The sequence below is a fragment of the Phaeovulum sp. genome, assembly GCF_047638075.1.
Taxonomy (GTDB): domain Bacteria; phylum Pseudomonadota; class Alphaproteobacteria; order Rhodobacterales; family Rhodobacteraceae; genus UBA6197.
Map to the genome: position 1 here is coordinate 41498 of NZ_JBLJBV010000018.1, position 23607 is coordinate 65104.

The window sequence follows — 23607 nt, forward strand, 5'->3', positions numbered from 1 at the left end:
ATTGCCCGCTTAGCGGCGGGTCAGCTTTAGCTTTTCGCGCACCTCGGCGGGGCCAATGATCCGCGCGCCCATGGCAGTCAGGATCGTTCCGGCCCGGTCAACCAGATCGCCGTTTGACGCCAGAACGCCCTTATCAAGCCAGATATTATCCTCCAGCCCGACCCGCACATTGCCCCCGGCCAGCGCGGCCTGCGCGACATAGGGCATCTGCATCCGGCCAATGGAAAACATCGAATAGACCCAGCCCGGTGGCACGTTATTGACCATCGCCATCAGGCTGTTGGTATCGGCGGGGGCGCCGTAGGGAATACCCATACACAGCTGAATCAGCACCGGATCGTCAATCAGCCCCTCATCCACCAGCGTTTTCGCCAGCCAAAGATGGCCAAGGTCGAACGCCTCGATCTCGGGGCGCACACCGGCGGCCTTGATCCGGGCGGCCATCGCGCGCAGCGTGCCGGGGGTGTTGGTCATCACATAGTCGGCCTCGGCAAAGTTCATCGTGCCGCAATCAAGGGTGCAAATCTCGGGCAGCAGTTCCTCGACGTGGACCAGCCGTTCGGTCGCGCCGACCAGATCGGTCGCGGGCGACAGCGGCAGCGGTGCCTCGGCCGAGCCCAAAAGAATGTCGCCGCCCATTCCGGCGGTCAGGTTCAGCACCACATCGGTATCAGAATTGCGCACCCGGTCGACCACTTCGCGGTATAGCGCGGGGTCGCGCGACGGGGTGCCGGTCTTTGGGTCACGCACATGGACATGGGCAATGGCCGCGCCCGCCTTGGCCGCCTCGATACAGGCGTCGGCAATCTGGGCCGGCGTGACCGGAACCCGGTCCGATTTCAGATGGCTTTGCCCCGATCCCGTCACCGCACAGGTGATGAAAACATCGCGATTCATCGCATTCCCCTTTTTGATTTGATCTTATCTTAGGGAGAAACCTCTCGCAGTATGTGCTGATTCTGTCATATATTGTGCTGATGTCGCCAATATTACCACTGAATATCACCTTTTTGCTGTTCGACGGGTTTTCGAACATGGTGCTGGCCAGCGCGATAGAGCCGCTGCGCGCGGCGCGCGACCTGTCAGGAAAGCGGCTGTTTTCATGGCAGGTGGCGTCACTGACAGGGGGGCCGGCGATCTCGTCTTCGCGATTGGCGGTGGGGGTGGATATTGCCGCAGACCGTATCGGCGCGACCGATGCGCTGGTGCTGGTGGCGGGCTACCGTGTGCGCGACCATTTGCAGCGCGACACCCTGACCCTGATCCGCCGCAAGGCACGCGGCGTGCCGATCATCGGGGCGCTGGATACCGGGGCGTGGCTGTTGGCGGCGGCGGGGCTGTTGCATGGCCGCAGGGCAACGATCCACTGGCTGGAACTGGACGCCTTTGCCGAAGCCTTTGTGGATCTGAAACCAGTTGCCGCCCCCTATGTCACCGACGGCAATATCATCACCTGTGGCGGGGCGCAGGGGGTGCTGGCCTGGGTGCTGGACCTGATCGGGCAGCGCGCCGACGCGGCGTTGCGGTTTGACGTGGCCAATATGTTCCAGCACCAGACCGACCCCGCCGCGCCGACCCCGGACCGCCCCGTAGGCCGCACGGCCAACCGCATTCTGCCCGCGCCCCTGCAACGCGCGATCCTGCACATGCGCCAAAGCGCCGATGCGCCGCTGCCGCTGCCGCAGATTGCCGAACAGGCGGCGGTATCGCTGCGCACGCTGGACCGGCTGTTTACGACGACGCTGGGCATGTCGGCGGGCCGCTATTACCGCAGCATCCGCCTGTCACACGCCCGCGCCCTGGCGATGGAGACGCAATTGACCCTTGCCGAAATAGCGGCCCGCACCGGCTTTCAGTCGGCGCAGACACTGGCGCGGTCTTATCGGCAGCAGTTCCGCCAGACCATCGGGCAAACCCGGCGACCCTTGGCCGCCGGTCACTGACCCCTAGCGCCGGGGCAAAGCCTTGGCGACAGCCTTGACGGTGGCGGCCACCACGGTATCGGCCTCGGACGGGGTCATGCACAGGGGCGGGGCAAAGCCCAGAATATCGCCCTGCGGCATCGCCCGGCCAATCACGCCACATTCCAGCAAGGCGGCTGAAACTGCCGGTCCAATCTTGCGCGCGGGGTCGAAAAAGCGGCGATCGTCCTTGTCTTCGACAAATTCGACCGCGGCCACCAGCCCCTCGCCACGCACTTCGCCAACATTGGGGTGATCCGTCAGCGCATCGGCCAGGGATTTGCGGAAATAGGCCCCCGTTTCGGCGGCGTTTGCGACCAGCCCCAATTCGTCGATCAGCTTCAGGTTGGCAACCCCGGCCGCGGCGCAGATCGGATGGGCGGAATAGGTCCAGCCATGGCCAATCGGCCCCAACTGATCAGACCCCTGCACCAGAACCTGCCACATCCGGTCGCTGACAATCGACCCTGACAAAGGCGCATAGGCCGAGGTCAGCCCCTTGGCGATGGTAATCAGGTCCGGCTCCATCCCGTAGTGATCAGACCCGAACATGGTGCCCAGACGGCCAAACCCGGTGACCACCTCATCGGCCACCAAAAGGATGTCATACTTTTTCAGCACCGCCTGAATGGCCGCCCAATAGCCCGCTGGTGGCGGCACAATACCGCCGGTGCCAAGGATCGGCTCACCGATAAAGGCCGCGACCGTATCGGGCCCCTCGGCCAGAATCATCTCCTCCAGCATGGCGGCGCAATGGGCGCTGAACTGTTCTTCGCTCATGCTGCGATCTTCGCGGTGGAAATAATAGGGCGCCTCGGTATGCAAGACCCCCGCACGCGGCAGATCGAACGCGTTGTGAAACGCGTGCAACCCCGTCAGGCTGCCCGTCATCACGCCCGAGCCATGATACCCACGCCACCGGCTGATGATCTTTTTCTTTTCCGGGCGGTTCAGGATGTTGTTGTAATACCAGATCAGCTTGATGTTGGTTTCATTCGCATCCGACCCTGAAAGGCCGAAATAGACCCGGCTCATGTTCTTGGGCGCACGTTCGATGATCATCCGGGCAAGGGTGATGCTGGCTTCGGTACCGTGGCCGACATAGGCGTGATAATAGGCCAGTTCGCGGGCCTGTTCGGCAATCGCGTCTGCAATTTCCGTGCGCCCATAACCGACGTTGACGCAGTAAAGCCCGGCAAAGGCATCAAGGCTGCGCTTGCCGGTGCTGTCAGTGATGTAAACGCCCTCACCGCCAGAAATCACCCGGCGGGGCAAATCGCCGCGCGCATGGGCCCCCATATGCGTCGAGGGGTGAAAGAAATGGTCCCGGTCCCAGGCGTTCAGATCATTATCGCGGTCAAGCATGGTTTGTCCTTTCGTGGCCTTACGCGGCCGTATCAATGCAAAGATATTTCAGTTCGGTAAAAGCCTCTAACCCGTGGCGCGACCCTTCGCGGCCAAGGCCCGATTGTTTCCAGCCGCCAAAAGGCACGGGGCCACCGGTGAGTTTCACCCGGTTCACCGCGACCATGCCAAATTCCAGCGCGCGCGAAAGACGCATCTGCCGCGCCCCGTCGCGGGTGACAACATAGGCAACCAGCCCGTATTGGGTGGCATTGGCGCGGGCTATCGCCTCGGCCTCGTCCTCAAAGGGCATCAGCGCCGCAACCGGGCCAAAGGTTTCTTCGCGCGCGATCAGCGCATCTGCGGGCACATCGGCCAACAACGTGGGCAGATAGGCCAGCGGCAGATCCGGATGCACCCCGCCCCCGGTCACCAGACGTGCGCCCCTGGCCTGCGCATCTTTGACCTGGGCGGCGACCTTTTCCACGGCGCGGGCGTGCATCAGGGGGCCAATATCGGTTTGCGCATCAATGCCGGGGCCCACCCTAAGGGCTGCAATCCGCGCCGCGAACGCCTTGGTAAAGCGGGCCAGCAAGGGGCGCTGCACATAGATGCGGTTCGCGGCAAGACAGTCTTGCCCAGAGGTGGCGAATTTCGCGTCCATCGCGATATCTACAGCGCGGTCAAGGTCAGCGTCGGCAAAGATGATCAACGGCGCATGGCCGCCCAGCTCCATCACCAGCCGTTTCATTGACGGCGCGCATTGCGCGGCAATCATACGGCCAATTTCGGTTGAGCCGGTAAAGGACATCGCGCGCAGCCGGTCATCGGCGCACATCTGCCCCACGATTGCCGCCGCATCTCCCGGCACCACGTTGAACACCCCCGCAGGCACCCCGGCGCGTTCCGCCAGCTCTGCCAGCGCCAGCGCCGATAGCGGCGTCTCGGACGAGGGGTGGACCACCGCGGTGCAACCCGCAGCCAGCGCCGCCGCCACCTTGCGGGTGATCATCGCCGCCGGAAAATTCCACGGCGTCACCACCCCCACCGGGCCAAGCGCCTCGCGCCGCACAAACATTTCGGCACCCGGCAGATGGCTGGTAACGCCTTCCACGTTCATGCGCGGCGCCTCGCCCGCGAACCACTCAAGAAAGGATGCGGCATAGTCGATTTCACCCCGGCTTTCGGCCAGCGGTTTACCCTGCTCAAGCGTCATCAACAGTGCCAGATCCTCGCGCGCCTCCAGCATCAGCGCCCCCCAGCGGCGCAAAATTCCCGCGCGGTCCTGCGGCAGGCGGTCGCGCCACGCCGCAAAGCTGGCGGCAGCGGCTGTAATCGCGCTGTCGGTCTCAGCCGGGCCAAGCGCCGCAACCCGGGCCAGCAGCGCCCCGCTGGCGGGATCTGTCACCTCAAAGTCGGCCACATCGCTGGCCGCAGTCCAGCGACCATTCACATAGCCAAGACCCCGCAGCAGGCTGCGGTCGCCCAGGCGGGCAAGGGCCGGATGCGGCGGGGGATGCGGGATACGGGCATTCATGCGGGATACTCCGAAAGGATTTCACCCATGATGCACCCCCCGGACAGGAAAAGGGGGCCATATTTGACCCCCCGCACAACCGAAATTACCTGTCAGACCCGCCTTCGGCAGAGAGACTCTCTAGCGGGGTGCCATCAGCGCAATCGGCACCGCCCCGTCATCCTTGACCACGCGGGTGACGATATAGGTGAAATACCGGTCGATTCCGATATCCTCGGACAGCATTTGGTCAACCAGCCGCTGATAGGCGTCAATGTCACGCGTCATCACCTTGACAAAGTAGTCAACACCGCCGCCCACCGACCAACAGGCGGTGATTTCGGGCCGGGCGGCTACTGCGCGCTCGAACCGCTCAAAATCAGCCTGACGGTGATTGGCCAGCGTTATCTCCATGATCACGGTCGTCACCGGGGCCACACGGCGCGGGGCAAGACGCGCGTGATAGCCCTCGATCAGGCCCGCGGTTTCCAGTTTGCGCAGCCGCAGCCAGCACGGCGTAGGCGACAGGCCCGCCACTTCGGCCAGCTTCAGCTTTGTGATCCGGCCATCCCGCTGGACGGCCTCCAGGATGCGCAGGTCAATGGCGTCGAGTCGCATGTTGGGTATCCATAAAAACAAATCAGTTGCAGATTGACCTGATATTGACCAGATTTGCAATCATGACAAATTGGAATCCCGATCCCGCCCTTTTGCACCGCCCCGCCTATATGTCGCTGGCCGAACAATTCGCGCGGGCCATCGAATCAGGGGCGCTACCCGCCGCTGCGCGCTTGACGCCGCACCGCAAGCTGGCCAACGATCTGGGCCTATCCGTGCAGACCGTCAGCCGCGCTTATGAGGAATTAAGCCGCCGGGGCCTTATCGCGGGTGAAATCGGGCGCGGATCATTCGTGTTGGGACCAGGGGCCGAGGCGCGTCAGCCCTATCTGCCCGAACGCCCCGGCGAGGTCATTGATCTGTCGATCCTCAAGCCCGTGGTCGAGGAAATGCACCTGAATCGCATGCGACAGGGCTTTGCCTGGCTGGCTGAAAATATCACGGCCAGCTCGGCCCTGTCGTTCCGGCCAAACATGGTCATGCCCCGTCACCGTAAGGTGGCAGCAGATTGGTTGGCGCGCCAGGGCGTGGCCGCCGACCCGGCCAGCATTTCCATCACCAACGGCGCCACCCCTGCCATCACCGCGGCCCTGATGAGCGTCGCCCCCTCTGGCGCGGGTATCGCCGCAGAGGCGTTGACCCATCACTCGATCATGCCGCTTTGCAGCTATCTGGGGCTGCATCTGGAAGGCATCGCGATGGACGCCGACGGAATGCGCCCTGACGCGCTGGACGAGGCGGCGCGCAAGGGGGCAATCCGGTCGGTTTACTTGCAACCCAACGTTATCAACCCTTTAGCGAATCTTATGGGGACAGATCGACGCCGTGAACTGATCGAGATCGCCCGGCGGCATGACCTGACGATCATCGAAAATGACATTTTGAACGTGATGATCGCTGACCGTCCGCCGGCCTTTGCCGCCCTTGCCCCCGAACGGGTCTTGCATATTTGCGGCTTTACCAAAATCACCCTGCCGGGGTTGCGGCTGGCCTATCTGACGGCGCCGCCGCGTCTGGCAACAACTGTCGCAAACCGGCATCTGGTCGCCAACTGGATGGCCACCCCGCCGATGGTGGACCTGCTCAGCCATTGGATCACGGATGGCACCGTGGCCACGCTGGCTGCGTGGCAACGTGCGGCGCTGGCACAACGCCACACGGTCGCCCGTCAGGTTTTGGGCGATGCAATGCCCACCTGCCACCCGCATAGCCTGCACCTGTGGCTACCCCTGCCCCCCCGCTGGACCGAAGAAAGTTTTGTGGCCCAAGCCCGGTTGCAAGGCGTCGCCATAGCTTCGGGCGGGTCGTTCCGGTCAACCGAGAAAGGGCGCCGCGACGCAATCCGAATCTCGCTCGGGTCTGCCCGAGAAGAGGAAATGCGGCGCGGGCTGGGGATTGTGTCGGCGTTGCTGGCGGATGAACCAGAGGTGCTGTTGACGCCCATCTGACCCGCCAGGGTTGCGGGCAGGGAATTATTATTGTCATGATACGATTTATAAATTGACATGATTTTATATCACGACAATGCTGCAACAAACCTGACCTGGGAGAGCCAGTTTTGACGACGCCAATCATTCGTGTTGACCGCCTTGATAAATCTTTCGGGAAACTGAAGGTGTTAGACGGCCTTTCCTTTGAGGTTATGCCCGGTGAAAAGCTGGCCCTGATCGGGCCTTCGGGGTCAGGCAAAACCACGATCCTGCGGATCTTGATGACGCTGGAAACCATTTCCGGTGGCCATATAGAGGTGTGTGGCGAACAGCTTTACCACATGCAAAAGAATGGTCAGGAAATACCCGCAGATGAGGCGCATCTGCACCATATGCGCAATTACATCGGGATGGTGTTTCAGCACTTCAACCTGTTTCCCCATAAATCGGTGCTCGACAATGTCACCCTTGCGCCGATCCTGACCAAGGGCGTGCCGCGCGCCAAGGCCGAAGCTCACGCGATGGAACTGCTGGAAATGGTCGGCCTGGCCGACAAGGCCCGCGCCATGCCCAGCCAGCTTTCCGGGGGGCAAAAACAGCGCGTCGCCATTGCCCGCGCCCTGGCCTTGCAACCGCGCATCATGCTGTTTGACGAAGTGACCTCGGCGCTTGACCCTGAACTGGTCGAAGAGGTGCTTTCGGTGATGAAACAGCTGGCGGTGGAAACCGACATGACCATGCTTCTTGTCACCCACGAAATGGGCTTTGCCCATGAATTCGCTGATCGCGTCCTGTTCTTTGACCGGGGCCAGATCATCGAGCAGGGCCCGCCCGAACAAATATTCACCAACCCGACGCAAGAACGAACCCAAGCATTCCTGCGCAAGATCATTGCAGCAGGGCACCGCGTCTGACCCCAACCGACAGAGAGGACGAACCCGATGAAAAAGACCCTTCTAGCCGTGGCTTTGCTGGCCGCACCGCTGCCCGCCTTTGCTGACAGACTGGATGATCTGAGAGAGCAGGGCTTTGCCCGCATCGCCATCGCAAACGAGCCCCCCTTTACCGCCGTTGCCGCCGATGGCACCGTTTCAGGCGCCGCCCCCGATGTCGCAAGAGAGATTTTCAAACGTCTTGGCGTGCCCGAGGTCGTGGCCTCCATTTCGGAATATGGCGCAATGATTCCGGGGCTTCAGGCACACCGCCATGATGTCATCACCGCGGGCCTGTTCATGAAGCCAGAGCGTTGCAAGGCCGTTGCCTATTCTGAACCCGTGCTCTGCGATGCAGAGGCCCTTTTGCTGCCCAAAGGCAACCCCAAAGGCTTCAAATCCTACGAAGACATTGCCGCAGACCCAACCGCCAAGGTCGGGGCGCCAGGCGGGGGCACCGAAGAGAAACTGGCCCTGAACGCCGGGGTTCCGCGTGACCGGGTGATTGTGGTGCCCGATGGGCAATCGGGGGTCAAGATGCTGCAAGACGGTCGTCTTGATGCATATTCGCTGCCCGTTTTGTCAATTTCGGATCTGATGGCAAAGGCCGACGACCCGAACCTTGAAATGTTTGCCCCGGTTGTCGGTGCCCCGGTTTATTGCGACGGCGCCGCGTTCAACAAAAACGACACCGCGCTGCGCGATGCCTTTGATGTGGAACTGGCCAAGATGAAAGAGTCCGGCGATTTCGCCGCCATCATCGAGCCGTACGGCTTTTCTGCCGCGGCTGCCATCTCGACCAGCCGCGCGGAACAGTGCGGCGAATGATCTGACCTGTGGGCGGCACACACCGGGTGCCGCCCCCGATTTTCCAACAAGGGCAAAACCTGATGGTCGACTGGTTCGGATATTTGACCCTGATCTTTCAGGGGGCGCTGGTAACGGTCAAGCTGACGGCAATGGGCTCGGCCCTGGCGCTGGTGGTGGCTTTTACGGCGGGTCTGGGGCGGGTCGCGCCCTATTGGCCGCTGCGGTGGCTGGCCACCATCTATATCGAGTTTTTCCGCGGCACCTCGATCTTTGTGCAGCTGTTCTGGGTGTATTTCGTGCTGCCCTTTGCGGGTGTCACCCTGACACCGTTGCAGGCGGGGGTGATGGCGCTGGGGCTGAACGTGGGGGCCTACGGCGCCGAGGTGGTGCGCGGCGCGATCCTGTCTGTGCCCCGTGACCAGTATGAAGCCTGCATCGCGGTCAACCTGACCCGGTTTCAACGCATGCGCCACATCATCCTGCCGCAGGCCCTGCCGTTGATGATGCCCACCTTTGGCAACAACGTGATCGAGCTGTTGAAGGCCACCGCCATTGTCTCGCTGATTTCGCTATCGGATATGACCTTTCAGGCACAGGTGGTGCGCGCGCAAACGGGCAGCACGCTGGTTCCGTTCGTAACAATTCTGGTGCTGTATTTCGCTATGGCGCTGCTGATTTCCGCCGGTATGCGCGCGCTGGAACGCCGCCTGACGCGCGGGCTGGATGGGGTGCGCTAAAGCATGGAATGGGACTGGACCTTCGTTGCCGAAATCATGCCGACCCTGCTGGCGGGGTTGCGGCTGACGCTGATCATATCGCTTTTGGCGGCAATCCTTGCTGCGGTTCTGGGGCTGGCCTTTGCCATCGCGCGGCGATCAAAGGTCAAGGTCATCTCGCGCCCGGTGGCCGGGTTCGTAGAGTTTATCCGCGGCACGCCGCTTTTGGTGCAGCTCTACTTTATCTTTTATGTGCTGCCCGATGCCGGGATCGTGCTGTCACCTCTGGTGGCGGGGGTCATCGGCATGGGCCTGCACTATGCCACCTACACCGCCGAGGTATACCGTGCCGGCATTGAAAACGTCGCCCGCGGCCAGTGGGAGGCCGCCCGCGCAACCAACCTGACCATGCGTCAGACATGGGCGCATGTGATCATCCCGCAGGCGGTGCCGCCCATGATCCCGGCGCTGGCCAATTACCTGATCGCAATGTTCAAGGAAACGCCGCTTTTGTCGGCCATCACCGTGCTTGAACTGATGAATCGGGCCAAATCCGTCGCCAATGCCAGCTACCGCTACATAGAACCGATCACCTTGGTCGGCGTGTTCTTCCTGGCGATGAGCCTGGTTTCCGTAGTGATCCTGCGTTGGCTTGAATACCGCTATGGAAGACCCGCGCAATGACCGAAATCCTTGTCTCTGCCCGAAAACCCCGCCTTGACGACCGCCCCGTGCCGCATCGCGTCGGGCTGGTCGCCCTTGCCACCGATCACACCAGTGAGGTGGACTACGCCCGCATTCTGGCGCCGCGCGGTATTGGCGTTTATGTCAACCGCATCCCTTATGCCAACCCCGTCACCCCTGAAACCCTGGCCGCGATGGAACCGGGGCTGGCAAAGGCGGCCGCGTTGATCCTGCCCGACGAGCCGCTGGATGCGGTGATCTACGGCTGTAGCTCGGCCTCGGTGGTGATTGGTGACGCGGCGGTGCGCGCCGCCGTTCAGCGCGGCAAACCCGGTGTCGCGGTGGTCACGCCCATTTCGGCCACGCTGGCGGGGCTGCGGGCGATGGGCGCGCGGCGCATTTCGGTGCTGACGCCCTATTCGGTGGCCACCTCGGCCTCTACCGCGCAACTCTTTGATACCGAAGGCTTTACCGTCGACCGCTTCACCTGCCTTGACATGGACGATGACCGCGCGATGGCCCGCATATCCCCGGATGAGATTGTGGCATTTGCCCGCGATGCGATGGCCAAAACCTCTGATGCGCTGTTCATTTCCTGCACCGCCGTGCGCGCCGCAGGTATAATTGACCAGGTCGAGGCCGCCACCGGGGCGCTGGCCCTTTCCTCAAACTACGCTGTCGCGTGGAATGTGCTGCGCCTGCTGAAAGACCCGGGTGCAGGTGCCGCCGGGCATCTCATGACCCTGCCTTTGGGGGAATGATGGACCACCTTCCCGTCACCCTGACCGATATTCGCGCCGCCAAGGCCCGCATTTCAGGTCGGGTTCGCCAAACGCCAATCCTCTTTGATAAAAGCCTGTCGGATCTGGCAGGGGTGCCGGTATTTCTAAAGCAGGAATACCGGCAAGACACCGGCGCCTTCAAACTGCGCGGCGCCACCAACGCCCTTTTGTCCCTGCCGCCGCAGGTCCTGACCCGCGGGGTGGTCACGGCATCAACCGGTAATCATGGCCGCGCGCTGGCGCACGCCGCGCGGGCCGCCGGGGTGCGGGCGGTCGTATGTCTGTCGCGGCTTGTCCCCGCCAACAAGGTTGCCGCCGTGCGCGATCTGGGCGCCGAAATCAGAATTGTCGGCGCCACCCAGGACGACGCGATGGAAGAGGTCGCCCGCGCGGTCCGCGACGAGGGGCTGACCGAAATCCCCCCCTTTGATCACCCCGCCGTCGTTGCAGGTCAGGGCACGCTGGGTCTGGAGATTCTGGCAGACTGCCCGACGGCAAGCACCCTTCTGGTGCCGCTTTCGGGGGGCGGGCTTGCCGCCGGGGTCGCCGCCGCAGTCAAGGGCCTACGCCCCGACACCCGCATCATCGGCCTAAGCATGACCCGTGGTGCCGCCATGGCCGCCAGCCTTGCCGCGGGCCACCCGGTCAAGGTTGCGGAACTGCCCACCCTTGCAGACAGCCTTGGCGGCGGGATCGGCCTATCCAACACCACCACCTTTGCGATGTGCCGCACCCTTCTGGACGGCGTCGTGCTGCTGACCGAAGCCCAGATTGCCGCCGCAATGCGCCATATCCACGCCACCACCGGTGACCCCGTCGAGGGCGCGGCCGCCGTGGGCGTGGCGGCCCTTTTGGCGGGCAAGGTCCGCGTAACCGGCCCGGTGGTCGCAATCCTTTCAGGTGCCAACATCGCCCCTGATCTCTTTGCCCGCGTTCTGGCCCGTGACCCCGAACTGGAAACCCCCTGATGCGCCATCCGATCACCATATTGACCGAGACCGACCTGCGCAGGCTGGTGCCGCTGGATCAAAGCGCCGTCACCTGCATCGAGGATGCCTTTTGCGCGCTGGCGACGAAACCCGTGGCCATGCCGCCGGTTCTGCGGCTGGATATCCCCGAACACCGGGGCGAGGTCGATGTCAAAACCGCCTATGTGCCGGGGCTTGACAGCTTTGCGATCAAAATAAGCCCGGGGTTCTTTGGCAACCCGGCGCTGGGGTTGCCGTCGACCAGTGGGCTGATGGTGGTCTTGTCGGCCAAAACCGGTTTGGTGCAGGCGCTGCTTTTGGACAATGGCTATCTGACCGATGTGCGCACCGCCGCCGCGGGCGCCGTCGCGGCCCGCCACCTTGCACGCCCAAATGCGCATGTCGCGGCCATATTGGGCGCCGGCAAACAGGCCGAAATGCAACTGCGTGCGCTTGCCTTGGTGCGGCGCTTGTCGGCCGTGCGGATCTGGGCCCGCGATCCGGCCAAGGCGGCAACACTAGCGGCGCGGCTGGATCCGGGCTTTTGTGCAACCGCCGTGACCAGCGTGGCCGAGGCCGTGGCGGGGGCTGATATCATCGTCACCACCACGCCCGCAACAGACCCTATCCTGCCCGAAAGGGTGGTTGAACCCGGCCAGCACATCACGGCGATGGGGTCAGACGCCGAACACAAGAACGAGCTTGACCCGCGGCTGATTGCCCGCACCCTTTATGTGGCAGACCGCCTGTCGCAGACCCGCCTTATGGGTGAATTGCACCACGCAATTACCGCCGGGCTGATTGCGGGCGATGCCGATTTTTCCGAACTGGGCGCAATCATCGCCGGCAGATGCCCGGGCCGAACGGCCCCCGCGCAGATCACCCTGGCCGATCTGACCGGCACCGGAATTCAGGATACCGCGATTGCCGCACTGGCCGTGACCCGGGCAAGGGCCGCCGGCGCGGGTCACAGCTTTGTCGTTTAACCCGGGGCAAGAGGCGCCCCAAGGAGGCCACATAATGACTGACGTTCACCTCAGGTTCAGCCGGGCGGAATTTGCCGCGCGCCTGACCAAAACGCGCCACGCGATGGAGGCCAAGGGCCACGATCTGCTGATCATCAGCGACCCTTCCAACATGAATTGGCTGACGGGCTACGACGGCTGGTCCTTTTACGTCCATCAATGCGTGATCATCCCACCGGTAGGCGAGCCGATCTGGTTTGGCCGCGGCCAAGACGCCAATGGCGCCCGGCTGACCGCCTATCTCCAGCCCGAAAACATCATCGGCTACCCGGACCATTATGTGCAATCAACCGAACGCCACCCGATGGACTATCTGTCCGCAATCTTGGCAGACAAAGGCTGGGGTAACGCCCGCATCGGTGTTGAGATGGACAACTACTGGTTCACCGCCGCTGCGTTTGGCGCCCTGGTCAAGCATCTGCCCAATGCGAAATTCAGCGATTGCAACGGCCTTGTGAACTGGCAGCGCGCGGTGAAATCGCCGCAGGAAATCGCCTATATGCGCAACGCCGCGCGGATCGTCGAAAAGATGCATGAACGCATCGTCGACAAGATCGAGGTGGGGATGCGCAAATGCGATCTGGTCGCAGAGATTTATGATGCCGGCATCCGCGGCACGCCTGACATGGGCGGCGATTACCCTGCAATCGTGCCGCTTTTGCCGTCCGGGCGCGATGCCTCGGCCCCCCATCTGACCTGGGACGACAAGCCGATGCAGGCGGGCATGGGCACGTTCTTTGAAATTGCCGGCTGCTATCACCGCTATCATGTGCCGCTGTCACGCACGGTGTTTCTGGGCAAGCCGACACAGGCATTTCTAGAGGCCGAAAAAGCCACGCTCGAAGGGATGGAGGCAGGGCTTGCCGCTGCCAAACCCGGCAATACCTGCGAAGACATCGCCAAGGGTTTCTTTGACGTGCTGGCAAAATACGGCATCGTCAAGGATAACCGCACCGGCTATGGCATCGGCGTCAGCTATCCGCCCGATTGGGGCGAACGCACGATGAGCCTGCGCCCCGGCGACCGGACCGTGTTGCAGCCTGGCATGACCTTCCATTTCATGACCGGCCTTTGGCTAGAGGATATGGGGCTGGAAATCACCGAAAGCATTCTGATCACCGAAACCGGTGTCGAATGTCTGGCGGATGTGCCGCGCAAACTGTTCGTAAAGGATTAGGCCGATGCTGCAACAGCAACTGGTTCCCTCGCCTATTTCAGCAACGGTGGATTTCGCGGCCGAGGGCGTCCACCACGGGTTTTTGCGGCTACCCTACAGCCGCGATGATGCCGCCTGGGGGTCAGTGATGACCCCCATTACCGTGATCAAGAATGGCGACGGGCCGACCGCAGTGTTGACCGGCGCGAACCATGGCGACGAATACGAAGGCCCGATTGCGCTGTTCGATCTGGCCGCCCGCCTTAGCGCGGATGAGGTGACGGGCCGTGTGATCATCATTCCGGCGATGAATTATCCGGCCTTTCAGGCGGCAACCCGAACCTCGCCTATTGACCGCGGCAACCTGAACCGCGCCTTTCCCGGAAGGCCGGATGGCACCGTTACCCAAAAGATTGCCGATTATTTCCAACGGGTTTTGTTGCCAATGGCGGATTATGTGCTCGATTTCCATTCCGGCGGCAAGACCTTGGACTTTTTGCCGTTTTGCGCCGCCCATATCGTGCCGGACAAGATGCAAGAGGCGCGTTCATTTGAACTGGTGCGCGCCTTTGGGGCCCCCTATTCGGTCAAGATGCTGGAAATTGACGCGGTTGGCATGTATGACACCGCCGCCGAGGAAATGGGCAAGATTTTTGTGACCACCGAACTGGGCGGCGGCGGCACGGCCAGCGCCTGCACCGCCGAAATCGCCATCCGGGGTGCGCGCAATTTTCTGATCGCGGCCGGCATCATGGCGGGTGAGGTAACAGTGCATCCCACCGAATGGCTGGATATGCCTGACGATGATTGCTTTACCTTCGCAGAAGATGGCGGGCTGATTCAGTTTCTGGCCGATCTGGGCGACCAGATCACGAAGGGCCAGCCGATCGCACGGATTTTTCCGGTGGCGCGCACCGGCCTTGCGCCCATCACCCTTCCGGCGCGCCGCGGCGGGCTGTTTACCGCCCGGCATTTTCCAGGGCTGGTCAAACCCGGGGATTGTGTTGCCGTGATTGCCGACAAGGTTGAAGCCTAGAGACCCGCGCCGGGGGGCCGGTCCGGCCCCTCAGCCTGGATTGCGCACCAGGCGGTAGATCAACGCGCCAAAGGTCAGCAGCCAGGCCGCCATGGCAATCAGGGCAAAGCCGCTTGTCAATAGGTGCAGGAAATCCAGCTCCAACGCCTCTGCCATGCGCTGGGTTGCCACTGCGTACATGCCCAGTGGAAACACCGCCCCCCAGTAAAGCGGGTCATAGGTCAGCGGGAACCGCATGTAGATGTGGCGCCAGAATCCCAGGATCAGCAACATTGGAATCCACCATGTGCCAGAAGCCCAATAAAAGATCGTGAACCCCTTCAAAAACGGCGCGATAGAGTGCAGAAACCCGGCCTCTTGCGCATTCTTGATCAACAGCGCGCCCGCCAATGTCGAAATCGCCATGGCGCCCATATTGATCCAGTAAGGCGGTGTCAGATCGCTGGGCGAAAACGGAAAGAACGTGTAGCGGTAAAAGATCAGCGCCATCAGCCAGATGTAAAGCATCCCGCCCCAAAGCCACATCGACAGCGAAATGAAATCCAGCGCGATACGCTGCGGCGGCGCCATATGCACCGCCAAAAGCGAGGCCAGAACCGCAATCGCCTGCGTCGCTACCACCCCCAACAGCCAGGCGCCGCTGATGCCCCGGTCCAGTGTCGGCTTTTGTGTCTTGACCGTGAACGCGGTGAAAATGGAATAGGTCAGCACCAGCCACAAAACCAACGCCGCCCACCACAGCACGATCCCCATGCCAACCCAGTTGGCCAGCACCACACATTCGCTACCCAGAATGCCGGTCGCGGCGGTTATGGTGAAAAACCCCGCACCGCGCAGATGGTCGATCAGATCCAGAAAAACCCGGCGCGGGTGCCGCTTGATCCGTAGCAGCGTCAGCCCCCAGAGGATCAGATAAGTTACGCCAGCGACACCAAACAGCAGCCATGCCACCCCGCGCAACCCGATCTGGCTTGCCGCCAGTGATACGATGCCGGTTGCCATCACCATGCCAAAATAGGCCGGCGACAGGGTTTCGACGTCAGGGTTGAAGAGGCGGGCCAGCAACGGCCGTGATACCCGCCCGTTGCCGCCCGCCTTTACCGGTTCCATTTGTTCAAGCCGCATTCAATTTGACGCCGGTGACCGTGGCCTGTTCCGATAGTTGCGTCACAAAGTCACGCGCGGCATTGGCCCAAGCGGCCTTCTCCAGCATCTCCTGGATGCGGGGGGCGACCGATTCATACGGTAGCACATCGCCAATGGCACGGGCGTCCAGCCGCAGAATATGCAGCCCATAACGGGTTGCCACCGGTGTTGCGGCAATCTCGCCTTCGGTCAGCGCATCCATTGCGGCCTCAAATTCAGGCACTGTATCGCCTGAAATCAGCTGCCCCAACCTGCCGCCCGATTGCCCCGACGGGCAGGCGCTGTTGCTGCGCGCCAGCGCCTCAAAGGCGCGCGGGTCCTTGGTGATCTGCGCCAGCAGGGCCGTCGCCTGCGCCTGCACGGCCGCCAGCCCTTCGGCATCGCCGGGGCGAACCGGCAGCAGGATATGCGCGGCCTCATAAAGCGTCGGCGCGCGCCAGCGGTCTGGCGCCGCTTCATAGGCGGCCCGCAGATCGGCGTCAGAGGGCGCCACCGGATCCAGCGCCTCATCCAACAGCTGCCGGATCAGCGCCTCATCCGCGGTTTCGACCTGTCCTTCGGCTACGGCCTGCGGGTCGGGCGTCAACCCGCGCCGCGCCGCCTCTTGCAGCAGCAGCGCGCGGATTGCCAGCGCCCGCGCCGCCGCGACCCAGGCCAAACCGGGCTTGGCCTTTGGTGCGGGATGGTTTTGCGCCTCGTCCGCGATTGCGGCAGCCGAGATCGCTTCGCCGTTTACTGTCACATCAGATAGTAAGGGTGTCATCATGTTCACTCTGCCGGGTGTTTCACGGCACGGTTCTTGGTACGCACGATCTGGTAACCGGGGCGCCACAAATAGCGGACAGGCACCGAAAGCATATGCACAAGACGGCTGAACGGGAACAGGGTGAAGATCGTCAGGCCCACAAAGACGTGTAGCTGGAACAGGATCGACGCACCCTCGGTATAGCTGGCGGCGTTGGCATCAAAGGTAAAGATCGCCTGCGCCCACTGCATGAACCGCACCATTTCACCACCATCAAGATGTTGCAGCGAAATGAAGATCGTCAGCAGCCCCAGGCAAAGCTGCAAAAGCAGCAGCGACAGGATCACAATATCCATCGTCGATGAGGTTGCCCGGATCCGCGGGTCCGTCAGCCGGCGGTGAATAAGGATGATCCCCCCTGCCAGCGCCATCACGCCCGCAATGCCACCCACCACAACGGCCAGGATCTGCTTGGCCTCGTGGCTGATACCCAAGGCTCCAACCAGCCAGATCGGCGTCAAAAGCCCAAAGAAATGCCCAACGAAGATGACCAGCACACCGACGTGAAACAGCACCGACCCAAGGATCAACTGTTTGCGTCGCAATAGCTGGGACGACCCCGATTTCCAGGTAAACGGATCGCGGTCAAAACGTGCAATCGACCCGATCAATAGCACGCTGAGCGCGATATAAGGGTAGATACCAAAGATAAATCCGTGCATCCGGGGTCTCCTTCTATTTCGCGGCTGCGGCTTGCGCCGGGGAAAGGGGGGCAGTCATCTTTGCCAGTATGTCGCGTGATATCGGGCAGCCTGCATTCGGGTCGGGGGCAAAGGTAACCTCGGCCTCTTCCCAAACCGCATCCAGGGCTTCCAGATCTTCGGGGTTGTCATCGGGCTGGGCCACGAGGGCGGCGGCGACGCCCTCGCTATCTGCGCCCGCACCCAGGGCGGCCAGCGTGTTCAACACCGCCGCATAGGGTGTTTCACGGCGGCTTAGCCGGGTGGCCAGCGCCGCGAGGATCGGGCCGGCATCGGCCAGAATTTCCTGCGCTGCCGGCAAGGGCCGGGTTGACAGAAATTCCAGCAACACCGGCAGGTGGTCGGGCAATTCCGGCCCGACCAGGTCAAACCCGCCGGCGCGGTAGGTTTCCAGCAGATCCACCATTGCGCCGCCCCGGTCACGGCTTTCGCCGTGGATATGTTCAAACAGGTTCAGCGACAGCGTCCGCGACCGATCGAACAGCAAGACGTAATCCTCTTGCAGATCGAACAGATCACCGCCCGCGAGATGCTGCAAAAGCGGCTCTAACGCGGCCTTTTGCGGGGTGCTCAATACCGTCTCAGCCTGTAGCACGCTGCGAATGGCGGGAACGGCCTCTTGCAGATCGGCACTGGGGTAGCTTAGCAGCGCCGACAACGCCTTGAAGGTGCGTATCATTGCCATCCCTCCGTTGGGGTGATGAATTTCCGGCTGCCGAACAGCTTGCCGGGGCTGACCCCGGACGAGCAGCCATTGCTGTCGGTAAAGCCGCAGCCGCCACGCAGGTCATAGGCATCTTCGACCACCTCGCGGTGGGTCGTGGGGATCACAAAGCGATCCTCATAGTTGGCGATGGCCATCAGCTGATACATCTCATCAATCTGAAGCGGCGTCAGCCCGACGCGCTTGGCAACGCCAAGGTTGATCACCCCATCCACGGTTTTTGAGCGCATATAGGCACGCATCGCCAGCATCCGCTCCAGCGCGGAAACCACCGGCGCCTCATCCCCTGCCGTCAGCATATTGGCAAGGTATTGCACCGGAATGCGCAGGCTTTTCACATCTGGCATCCCGTCGCGCGCAGCGATCTGCCCGGCCTCGGCGGCGGTCTGAATTGGCGACAGCGGCGGGACATACCAAACCATCGGCAAGGTGCGGTATTCGGGGTGCAGCGGAAAGGCGATTTTCCATTCCATCGCCATCTTCCAGATCGGGGAATTGCGCGCGCCCTCGATCCAGTCTTCGGGGATGCCTTCGGCGCGGGCCGCCGCGATCACAGCCGGATCGTTCGGGTCCAGGAACACGTCAAGCTGCGCGTCATACAGGTCTTTTTCGCTTTCCACCGAGGCCGCATCCGCGATCTTGTCGGCGTCATAAAGCATCACGCCAATATAGCGGATCCGCCCGACGCAGGTTTCCGAACAAACCGTCGGTTGCCCCGATTCCAGCCGCGGATAGCAAAACGTGCATTTTTCCGACTTGCCGGTGGACCAGTTGTAATAGACCTTCTTGTAGGGGCAGGCCGAAACGCACATCCGCCAGCCACGACATTTGTCCTGGTCGATCAGCACAACGCCGTCTTCTTCGCGTTTGTAGATAGCCCCCGAGGGGCAGGCCGACACGCAAGCCGGGTTCAGACAATGTTCGCACAGGCGCGGCAGATACATCATGAACGTCTGTTCATACTGCCCGTACATTTCCTTCTGGATGCCTTCGAAATTGTAATCCTTGGAACGTTTGGCGAATTCGCCGCCAAGGATTTCTTCCCAGTTCGGCCCCCATTCGATCTTTTCCATCCGCTCGCCCGAAATCAGTGAACGCGGGCGCGCGGTTGGAAAGGCCTCCATCTCGGGGGCGGATTTCAGATGCTCATAGTCAAAGGTGAACGGCTCGTAATAGTCGTCGATCTCGGGCAGGTTCGGGTTGCCAAAGATATTGGCCAGGATACGCCATTTTGCGCCCTGTTTGGGCCTGATCTTGCCAGATTTCGTGCGTTCCCAGCCGCCGTTCCAGCGCTTCTGGTTTTCCCAATCCTTCGGGTAACCGATGCCGGGTTTGGTCTCGACGTTGTTGAACCATGCGTATTCAACCCCGTCACGGCTGGTCCAGACGTTCTTGCAGGTGACCGAACATGTGTGACACCCGATACATTTGTCCAGGTTCAGCACCATGCCGATTTGCGCGCGCACTCTCATTCTGCTGCCTCCACCTTGGCGGGTTTATCCAGCCAATCCACCTTGTCCAATTTGCGCACGATCACGAATTCGTCGCGGTTTGACCCGACCGTGCCGTAGTAGTTGAAACCATAGCTAAGTTGCGCATACCCACCGATCATGTGGGTGGGTTTGACCACCGTCCGCGTGACCGAGTTGTGGATACCGCCGCGTTTTCCGGTGATCTGGCTACCCGGCACGTTCACCGTTTTGCCCTGCGCGTGATACATGAACAGCGTGCCTTGCTTGATCCGCTGGCTGACCACACAGCGCGCCGTCAGCACGCCGTTCGTGTTGAACACCTCGACCCAGTCGTTGTCGACCAGACCGGCCTTTTGCGCATCAATCTCGGATATCCAGACGATCGGCCCCCCCCGGCTTAGGGTCAGCATGTGCAAATTGTCCGTATAGGTCGAGTGGATGCCCCATTTCTGGTGCGGCGTGATAAAGTTCAGGACCACCGTTTTCGAATTGCCCGCCTTACCCACCGCCGGCGCGATGGTTTTCATATCGACCGGCGGACGCCAGGTAACGAAGCCCTCGCCAAAGACCCGCATCCATTGGTGATCCTGATATAGCTGCTGGCGGCCGCTCAGGGTGCGCCACGGGATCAGTTCATGAACGTTGGTATAGCCCGCGTTATAGCTGACCTCCTCGCTTTCAATCCCCGACCATGTGGGCGATGAGATGATCTTGCGGGGTTGCGCCGCAATATCGCGGAAGCGGATCTTTTCGTCCTCTTTTGCGGCGGCCAGATGGGCGTGTTCGCGTCCGGTGATCTTTTCCAGCGCGTGCCATGCCTTGACGGCCACCTCGCCGTTGGTTTCCGGGGCCAGCATCATGATCATTTCGGCCGCATCAATCGCGGTATCCAGCCGGGCCAGACCCTTTGTCACGCCTTCTTCTGTCACCTGTCCGTTCAGCGCCTGAAGGTGGTGCACCTCATCCTTGGTATCCCATGCGATGCCCTTGCCCCCATTGCCGATCTTTTCCATCAGCGGCCCCATCGAGGCGAACTTCTTGCCAAGGTTGGGGTAATCACGCTCAATCTCGATATAGCTTGGCGCGGTCTTGCCGGGGATCAGGTCGCACTCGCCCTTTTTCCAGTCAGCCACGACGGATTGTGCAATCTCGCCGGCGGTGTCGTGTTGCAGGGGATGCGCCACGATATCGCTTTCCACACCCAGAACTTCGGGCGCGATAGCCGAGAACCGGGCGGCGATCAGTTTGAAAATCTCCCAGTCGGTTTTTGATTCATACGCCGGGTCCACCGCCGCTTGCAGCGGGTGAATGAACGGGTGCATGTCGCTGGTGTTGAGATCGTCTTTTTCATACCAGCTGGCGGTTGGCAAAACGATATCGGAATAGACACAGGTGGTCGACATCCGGAAATCTAGCGTCACCAGCAGGTCAAGTTTGCCCTTGGGCGCCTCTTCGTGCCATTTCGCCTCAAGCGGCTTTTGCCGCCCTTCTTCGCCCAGATCCTTGCCCAGAACGCCGTTATCGGTGCCCAGCAGGTGACGCAGGAAGTATTCATGCCCCTTGCCCGATGATCCCAGCAGGTTCGAACGCCAGACAAACAGGTTGCGTGGCCAGTTTTCGGGCGCATCAGGGTCTTCGCATGACATTTGCAGCGCGCCGGATTTCAGCCCCTCGGCCACATATTCCGCCGCGGATTTGCCCGCCGCCTTGGCCGCGCGCCCTACCTCAAGCGGGTTGGTTTTCAGCTGCGGCGCAGAGGGCAGCCAGCCCATCCGTTCGGCCTGGATGTTGTAGTCGATCATGCTGCGTTCGGCCCAGTTGCCCGCAGGCGCGGTGGGCGACACGATTTCACCAGCCGAGATCGTTTCATACCGCCACTGGTTGCTATGGGCATAAAAGGCACTGGTGCCGTTCATCTGCCGTGGTGGCCGCGCCCAGTCCAGCGCAAAGGCCAGCGCCGTCCAACCGGTCTGCGGGCGCAGTTTTTCCTGCCCCACATAGTGCGACCAGCCCCCACCGGATTGCCCCACGCAGCCGCACATCACCAGCATGTTGATGATGCCACGATAGGCCATGTCCATATGGTACCAGTGGTTCAGACCGGCCCCCAGAATGACCATCGACTTGCCGTTTGTCTTTTCGGCATTGTCGGCAAATTCGCGCGCCACGGCGATGATCCGGTCTTTCGGCACGCCGGTGATCTTTTCCGCCCAGGCCGGCGTAAACGGCACATCGGCATCAAACGAAGTCGCGACGTTTTCACCGCCCAAGCCCCGGTCAAGGCTGTAGTTGGCGCAAAACAGGTCAAACACCGTTGCCACCAGCGTTTCGCCATCTTTCAGCGCCAGCCGCCGAACCGGGACCGAACGGGTCAGCACCTGGCCGCGGTCATCCTTGACGAAATGCGAATGCGCCTCGCCGCCGAAATAGGGAAAGTCCACCCCCACCACGTCGTCGCGGTCGCTGTCCAGAATAAGCGTGGTATTCAGCTCAATTTCGGCGCCGGCGGCCTTTTCCTCAAGGTTCCATTGCCCGTCCTGCCCCCAGCGGAACCCGACCGAGCCATTCGGCACGACGATATTGCCGGATTTGGCGTCAAAGCCCACGGTTTTCCAATCGGGGTTGTTGGCCTCGCCCAGGGCATCGGTGAAATCTGCCGCGCGCAGCATCTGGCCCGGAACCAGCCTGCCGTCTGCGTTTTCTTCCAACTTCACCAGCAGCGGAAAGTCTGAATATTTGCGGGTGTAATCCTCAAAATACGGCACCTGCCGGTCCAGATGGTATTCGCGCAAGATCACATGGCCAAAGGCCATCGCCAGCGCGGCATCGGTTCCAGCCTGCGGGTTCAGCCAGATATCGCCAAACTTTGCCGCCTCTGAATAGTCGGGCGAAACCACGGCCGATTTGGTGCCACGATAGCGTGCCTCGGTGTAGAAATGGGCATCCGGCGTGCGGGTTTGCGGCACGTTAGAGCCCCAAAGGATCAAGAACCCCGAATTATACCAATCGGCGCTTTCCGGCACGTCGGTCTGTTCGCCCCAGGTCTGCGGGCTGGCCGGCGGCAGGTCGCAATACCAGTCGTAAAACGACAGGCAAGTGCCCCCCAGCAGCGACAGATAGCGCGCCCCCGAGGCGTAAGACACCATCGACATCGCCGGAATCGGAGAAAAGCCAAACACCCGGTCCGGCCCATAGGTTTTTGTGGTGTAGGCGTTGGCCGCGGCGATCATCTCGGTCACTTCGTCCCAGGATGCGCGCACGAATCCGCCCTTGCCGCGCGTTGTGGTATAGCTTGCGCGCTTGGCCGCATCGGCCTGAATCGAGGTCCAGGCCGCCACCGGGGCCATCGTGCGGCGTGCCTCGCGCCACAGTTTCATCAGACGACCCCGCACCAGCGGCGTTTTCACCCGGTTCGCGGAATAAAGATACCAGCTATAGCTTGCGCCCCGCGCACAGCCGCGCGGTTCATGGTTGGGCATATCGGGGCGGGTGCGCGGGTAATCGGTCTGCTGGGTTTCCCAGGTCACGATCCCGGATTTGACATAAATCTTCCAGCTACACGACCCGGTGCAGTTCACCCCATGGGTTGAACGCACGATCTTGTCGTGGCGCCAGCGGTTTCGGTAGGTGTCTTCCCAGTCGCGGCTTTCGATAGTGGTCTGGCCATGACCACCGGCAAAGGTGTCCTTGCGCAGGGGTTTGAAAAAATTCAGGCGGTCAAGAAGTTGGCTCAACTTGCGCTCCTTTCAGGATCGGATTGCAGGCGCATAGGTGGGCCCGC

21 protein-coding genes are annotated in these 23607 nt (G+C 61.7%); 11 read left to right on the plus strand and 10 right to left on the minus strand.

What is annotated here, in order from left to right; all coding sequences use genetic code 11:
• Positions 1–9 precede the first annotated feature (9 nt).
• Entirely contained in the window at positions 10–897 is an 888-nt protein-coding gene (locus tag ACM62R_RS02320) for a 3-keto-5-aminohexanoate cleavage protein (RefSeq protein WP_415182459.1), read from the minus strand.
• Positions 898–950: 53 nt separating this feature from the next.
• Between ACM62R_RS02320 and ACM62R_RS02325 the strand changes: the two genes are divergently transcribed.
• Complete coding sequence (locus ACM62R_RS02325) at positions 951–1943, plus strand: GlxA family transcriptional regulator (RefSeq protein ID WP_415182460.1); 993 nt, start codon at positions 951–953, stop codon at positions 1941–1943.
• Positions 1944–1946: 3 nt separating this feature from the next.
• Here the strand turns inward: ACM62R_RS02325 and ACM62R_RS02330 are convergent, their stop codons facing one another.
• From ACM62R_RS02330 to ACM62R_RS02340, 3 genes are all read right to left on the minus strand, one after another.
• Positions 1947–3326, minus strand: a complete 1380-nt coding sequence (locus ACM62R_RS02330) for an aspartate aminotransferase family protein (RefSeq protein WP_415182461.1) — start codon at positions 3324–3326, stop codon at positions 1947–1949.
• Positions 3327–3345: 19 nt separating this feature from the next.
• Positions 3346–4842: an NAD-dependent succinate-semialdehyde dehydrogenase gene (locus ACM62R_RS02335; RefSeq protein ID WP_415182462.1), complete on the minus strand. Its 1497-nt coding sequence runs from the start codon at positions 4840–4842 to the stop codon at positions 3346–3348.
• A 120-nt stretch (positions 4843–4962) separates the two neighbouring features.
• A complete protein-coding gene (locus tag ACM62R_RS02340; protein WP_415182463.1) occupies positions 4963–5439 on the minus strand; it encodes an Lrp/AsnC family transcriptional regulator in 477 nt (158 codons plus the stop codon).
• 62 nt (positions 5440–5501) lie between these two features.
• Here ACM62R_RS02340 and ACM62R_RS02345 point away from each other — a divergent pair, with 62 nt between their 5' ends.
• The 10 genes from ACM62R_RS02345 (at position 5502) to doeB (ending at position 14978) form a co-directional block, all read left to right on the plus strand.
• Positions 5502–6887: a PLP-dependent aminotransferase family protein gene (locus ACM62R_RS02345; RefSeq protein WP_415182464.1), complete on the plus strand. Its 1386-nt coding sequence runs from the start codon at positions 5502–5504 to the stop codon at positions 6885–6887.
• Between the two features lie 110 nt (positions 6888–6997).
• A complete protein-coding gene (ehuA, locus tag ACM62R_RS02350) occupies positions 6998–7783 on the plus strand; it encodes an ectoine/hydroxyectoine ABC transporter ATP-binding protein EhuA (RefSeq protein ID WP_415182465.1) in 786 nt (261 codons plus the stop codon).
• A 27-nt stretch (positions 7784–7810) separates the two neighbouring features.
• The gene (gene ehuB, locus ACM62R_RS02355; RefSeq protein WP_415182466.1) at positions 7811–8629 is read left to right on the plus strand and encodes an ectoine/hydroxyectoine ABC transporter substrate-binding protein EhuB; all 819 of its coding nucleotides are present in this window, start codon (positions 7811–7813) and stop codon (positions 8627–8629) included.
• 62 nt (positions 8630–8691) lie between these two features.
• Positions 8692–9348, plus strand: coding sequence for an ectoine/hydroxyectoine ABC transporter permease subunit EhuC (gene ehuC, locus ACM62R_RS02360; protein ID WP_415182467.1), 657 nt, complete (start codon positions 8692–8694; stop codon positions 9346–9348).
• A gap of 3 nt (positions 9349–9351) precedes the next feature.
• Entirely contained in the window at positions 9352–10011 is a 660-nt protein-coding gene (ehuD, locus tag ACM62R_RS02365; protein WP_415182468.1) for an ectoine/hydroxyectoine ABC transporter permease subunit EhuD, read from the plus strand.
• Positions 10008–10772, plus strand: a complete 765-nt coding sequence (eutA, locus tag ACM62R_RS02370; protein WP_415182469.1) for an ectoine utilization protein EutA — start codon at positions 10008–10010, stop codon at positions 10770–10772. Before ehuD ends, eutA begins: the two co-directional genes overlap by 4 nt.
• Positions 10769–11761, plus strand: coding sequence for a hydroxyectoine utilization dehydratase EutB (gene eutB / locus ACM62R_RS02375; RefSeq protein ID WP_415182470.1), 993 nt, complete (start codon positions 10769–10771; stop codon positions 11759–11761). The genes eutA and eutB overlap by 4 nt, the downstream gene beginning before the upstream one ends.
• Positions 11761–12747: an ectoine utilization protein EutC gene (gene eutC, locus ACM62R_RS02380; protein WP_415182471.1), complete on the plus strand. Its 987-nt coding sequence runs from the start codon at positions 11761–11763 to the stop codon at positions 12745–12747. The genes eutB and eutC overlap by 1 nt, the downstream gene beginning before the upstream one ends.
• Before the next feature lie 34 nt (positions 12748–12781).
• Positions 12782–13963: an ectoine hydrolase DoeA gene (doeA, locus tag ACM62R_RS02385; protein ID WP_415182472.1), complete on the plus strand. Its 1182-nt coding sequence runs from the start codon at positions 12782–12784 to the stop codon at positions 13961–13963.
• A gap of 4 nt (positions 13964–13967) precedes the next feature.
• A complete protein-coding gene (gene doeB / locus ACM62R_RS02390) occupies positions 13968–14978 on the plus strand; it encodes a N(2)-acetyl-L-2,4-diaminobutanoate deacetylase DoeB (RefSeq protein WP_415182473.1) in 1011 nt (336 codons plus the stop codon).
• Between the two features lie 30 nt (positions 14979–15008).
• Here the strand turns inward: doeB and ACM62R_RS02395 are convergent, their stop codons facing one another.
• The 6 genes from ACM62R_RS02395 to ACM62R_RS02420 are packed head-to-tail and all read right to left on the minus strand — an operon-like array spanning position 15009 to position 23560.
• Complete coding sequence (locus ACM62R_RS02395) at positions 15009–16088, minus strand: tellurite resistance/C4-dicarboxylate transporter family protein (RefSeq protein ID WP_415182474.1); 1080 nt, start codon at positions 16086–16088, stop codon at positions 15009–15011.
• A 4-nt stretch (positions 16089–16092) separates the two neighbouring features.
• Entirely contained in the window at positions 16093–16887 is a 795-nt protein-coding gene (locus ACM62R_RS02400) for a peptidylprolyl isomerase (RefSeq protein ID WP_415182475.1), read from the minus strand.
• A 5-nt stretch (positions 16888–16892) separates the two neighbouring features.
• Positions 16893–17591, minus strand: coding sequence for a respiratory nitrate reductase subunit gamma (gene narI / locus ACM62R_RS02405; protein WP_415182476.1), 699 nt, complete (start codon positions 17589–17591; stop codon positions 16893–16895).
• Positions 17592–17604: 13 nt separating this feature from the next.
• A complete protein-coding gene (gene narJ, locus ACM62R_RS02410; RefSeq protein WP_415182477.1) occupies positions 17605–18309 on the minus strand; it encodes a nitrate reductase molybdenum cofactor assembly chaperone in 705 nt (234 codons plus the stop codon).
• Entirely contained in the window at positions 18306–19826 is a 1521-nt protein-coding gene (gene narH / locus ACM62R_RS02415) for a nitrate reductase subunit beta (RefSeq protein WP_415182478.1), read from the minus strand. The genes narJ and narH overlap by 4 nt, the downstream gene beginning before the upstream one ends.
• Positions 19823–23560 carry a nitrate reductase subunit alpha gene (locus ACM62R_RS02420; protein ID WP_415182479.1) on the minus strand — a complete coding sequence of 1246 codons (3738 nt, stop codon included), beginning with the start codon at positions 23558–23560 and terminating at the stop codon, positions 19823–19825. The genes narH and ACM62R_RS02420 overlap by 4 nt, the downstream gene beginning before the upstream one ends.
• Between the last annotated feature and the right edge of the window lie 47 nt (positions 23561–23607).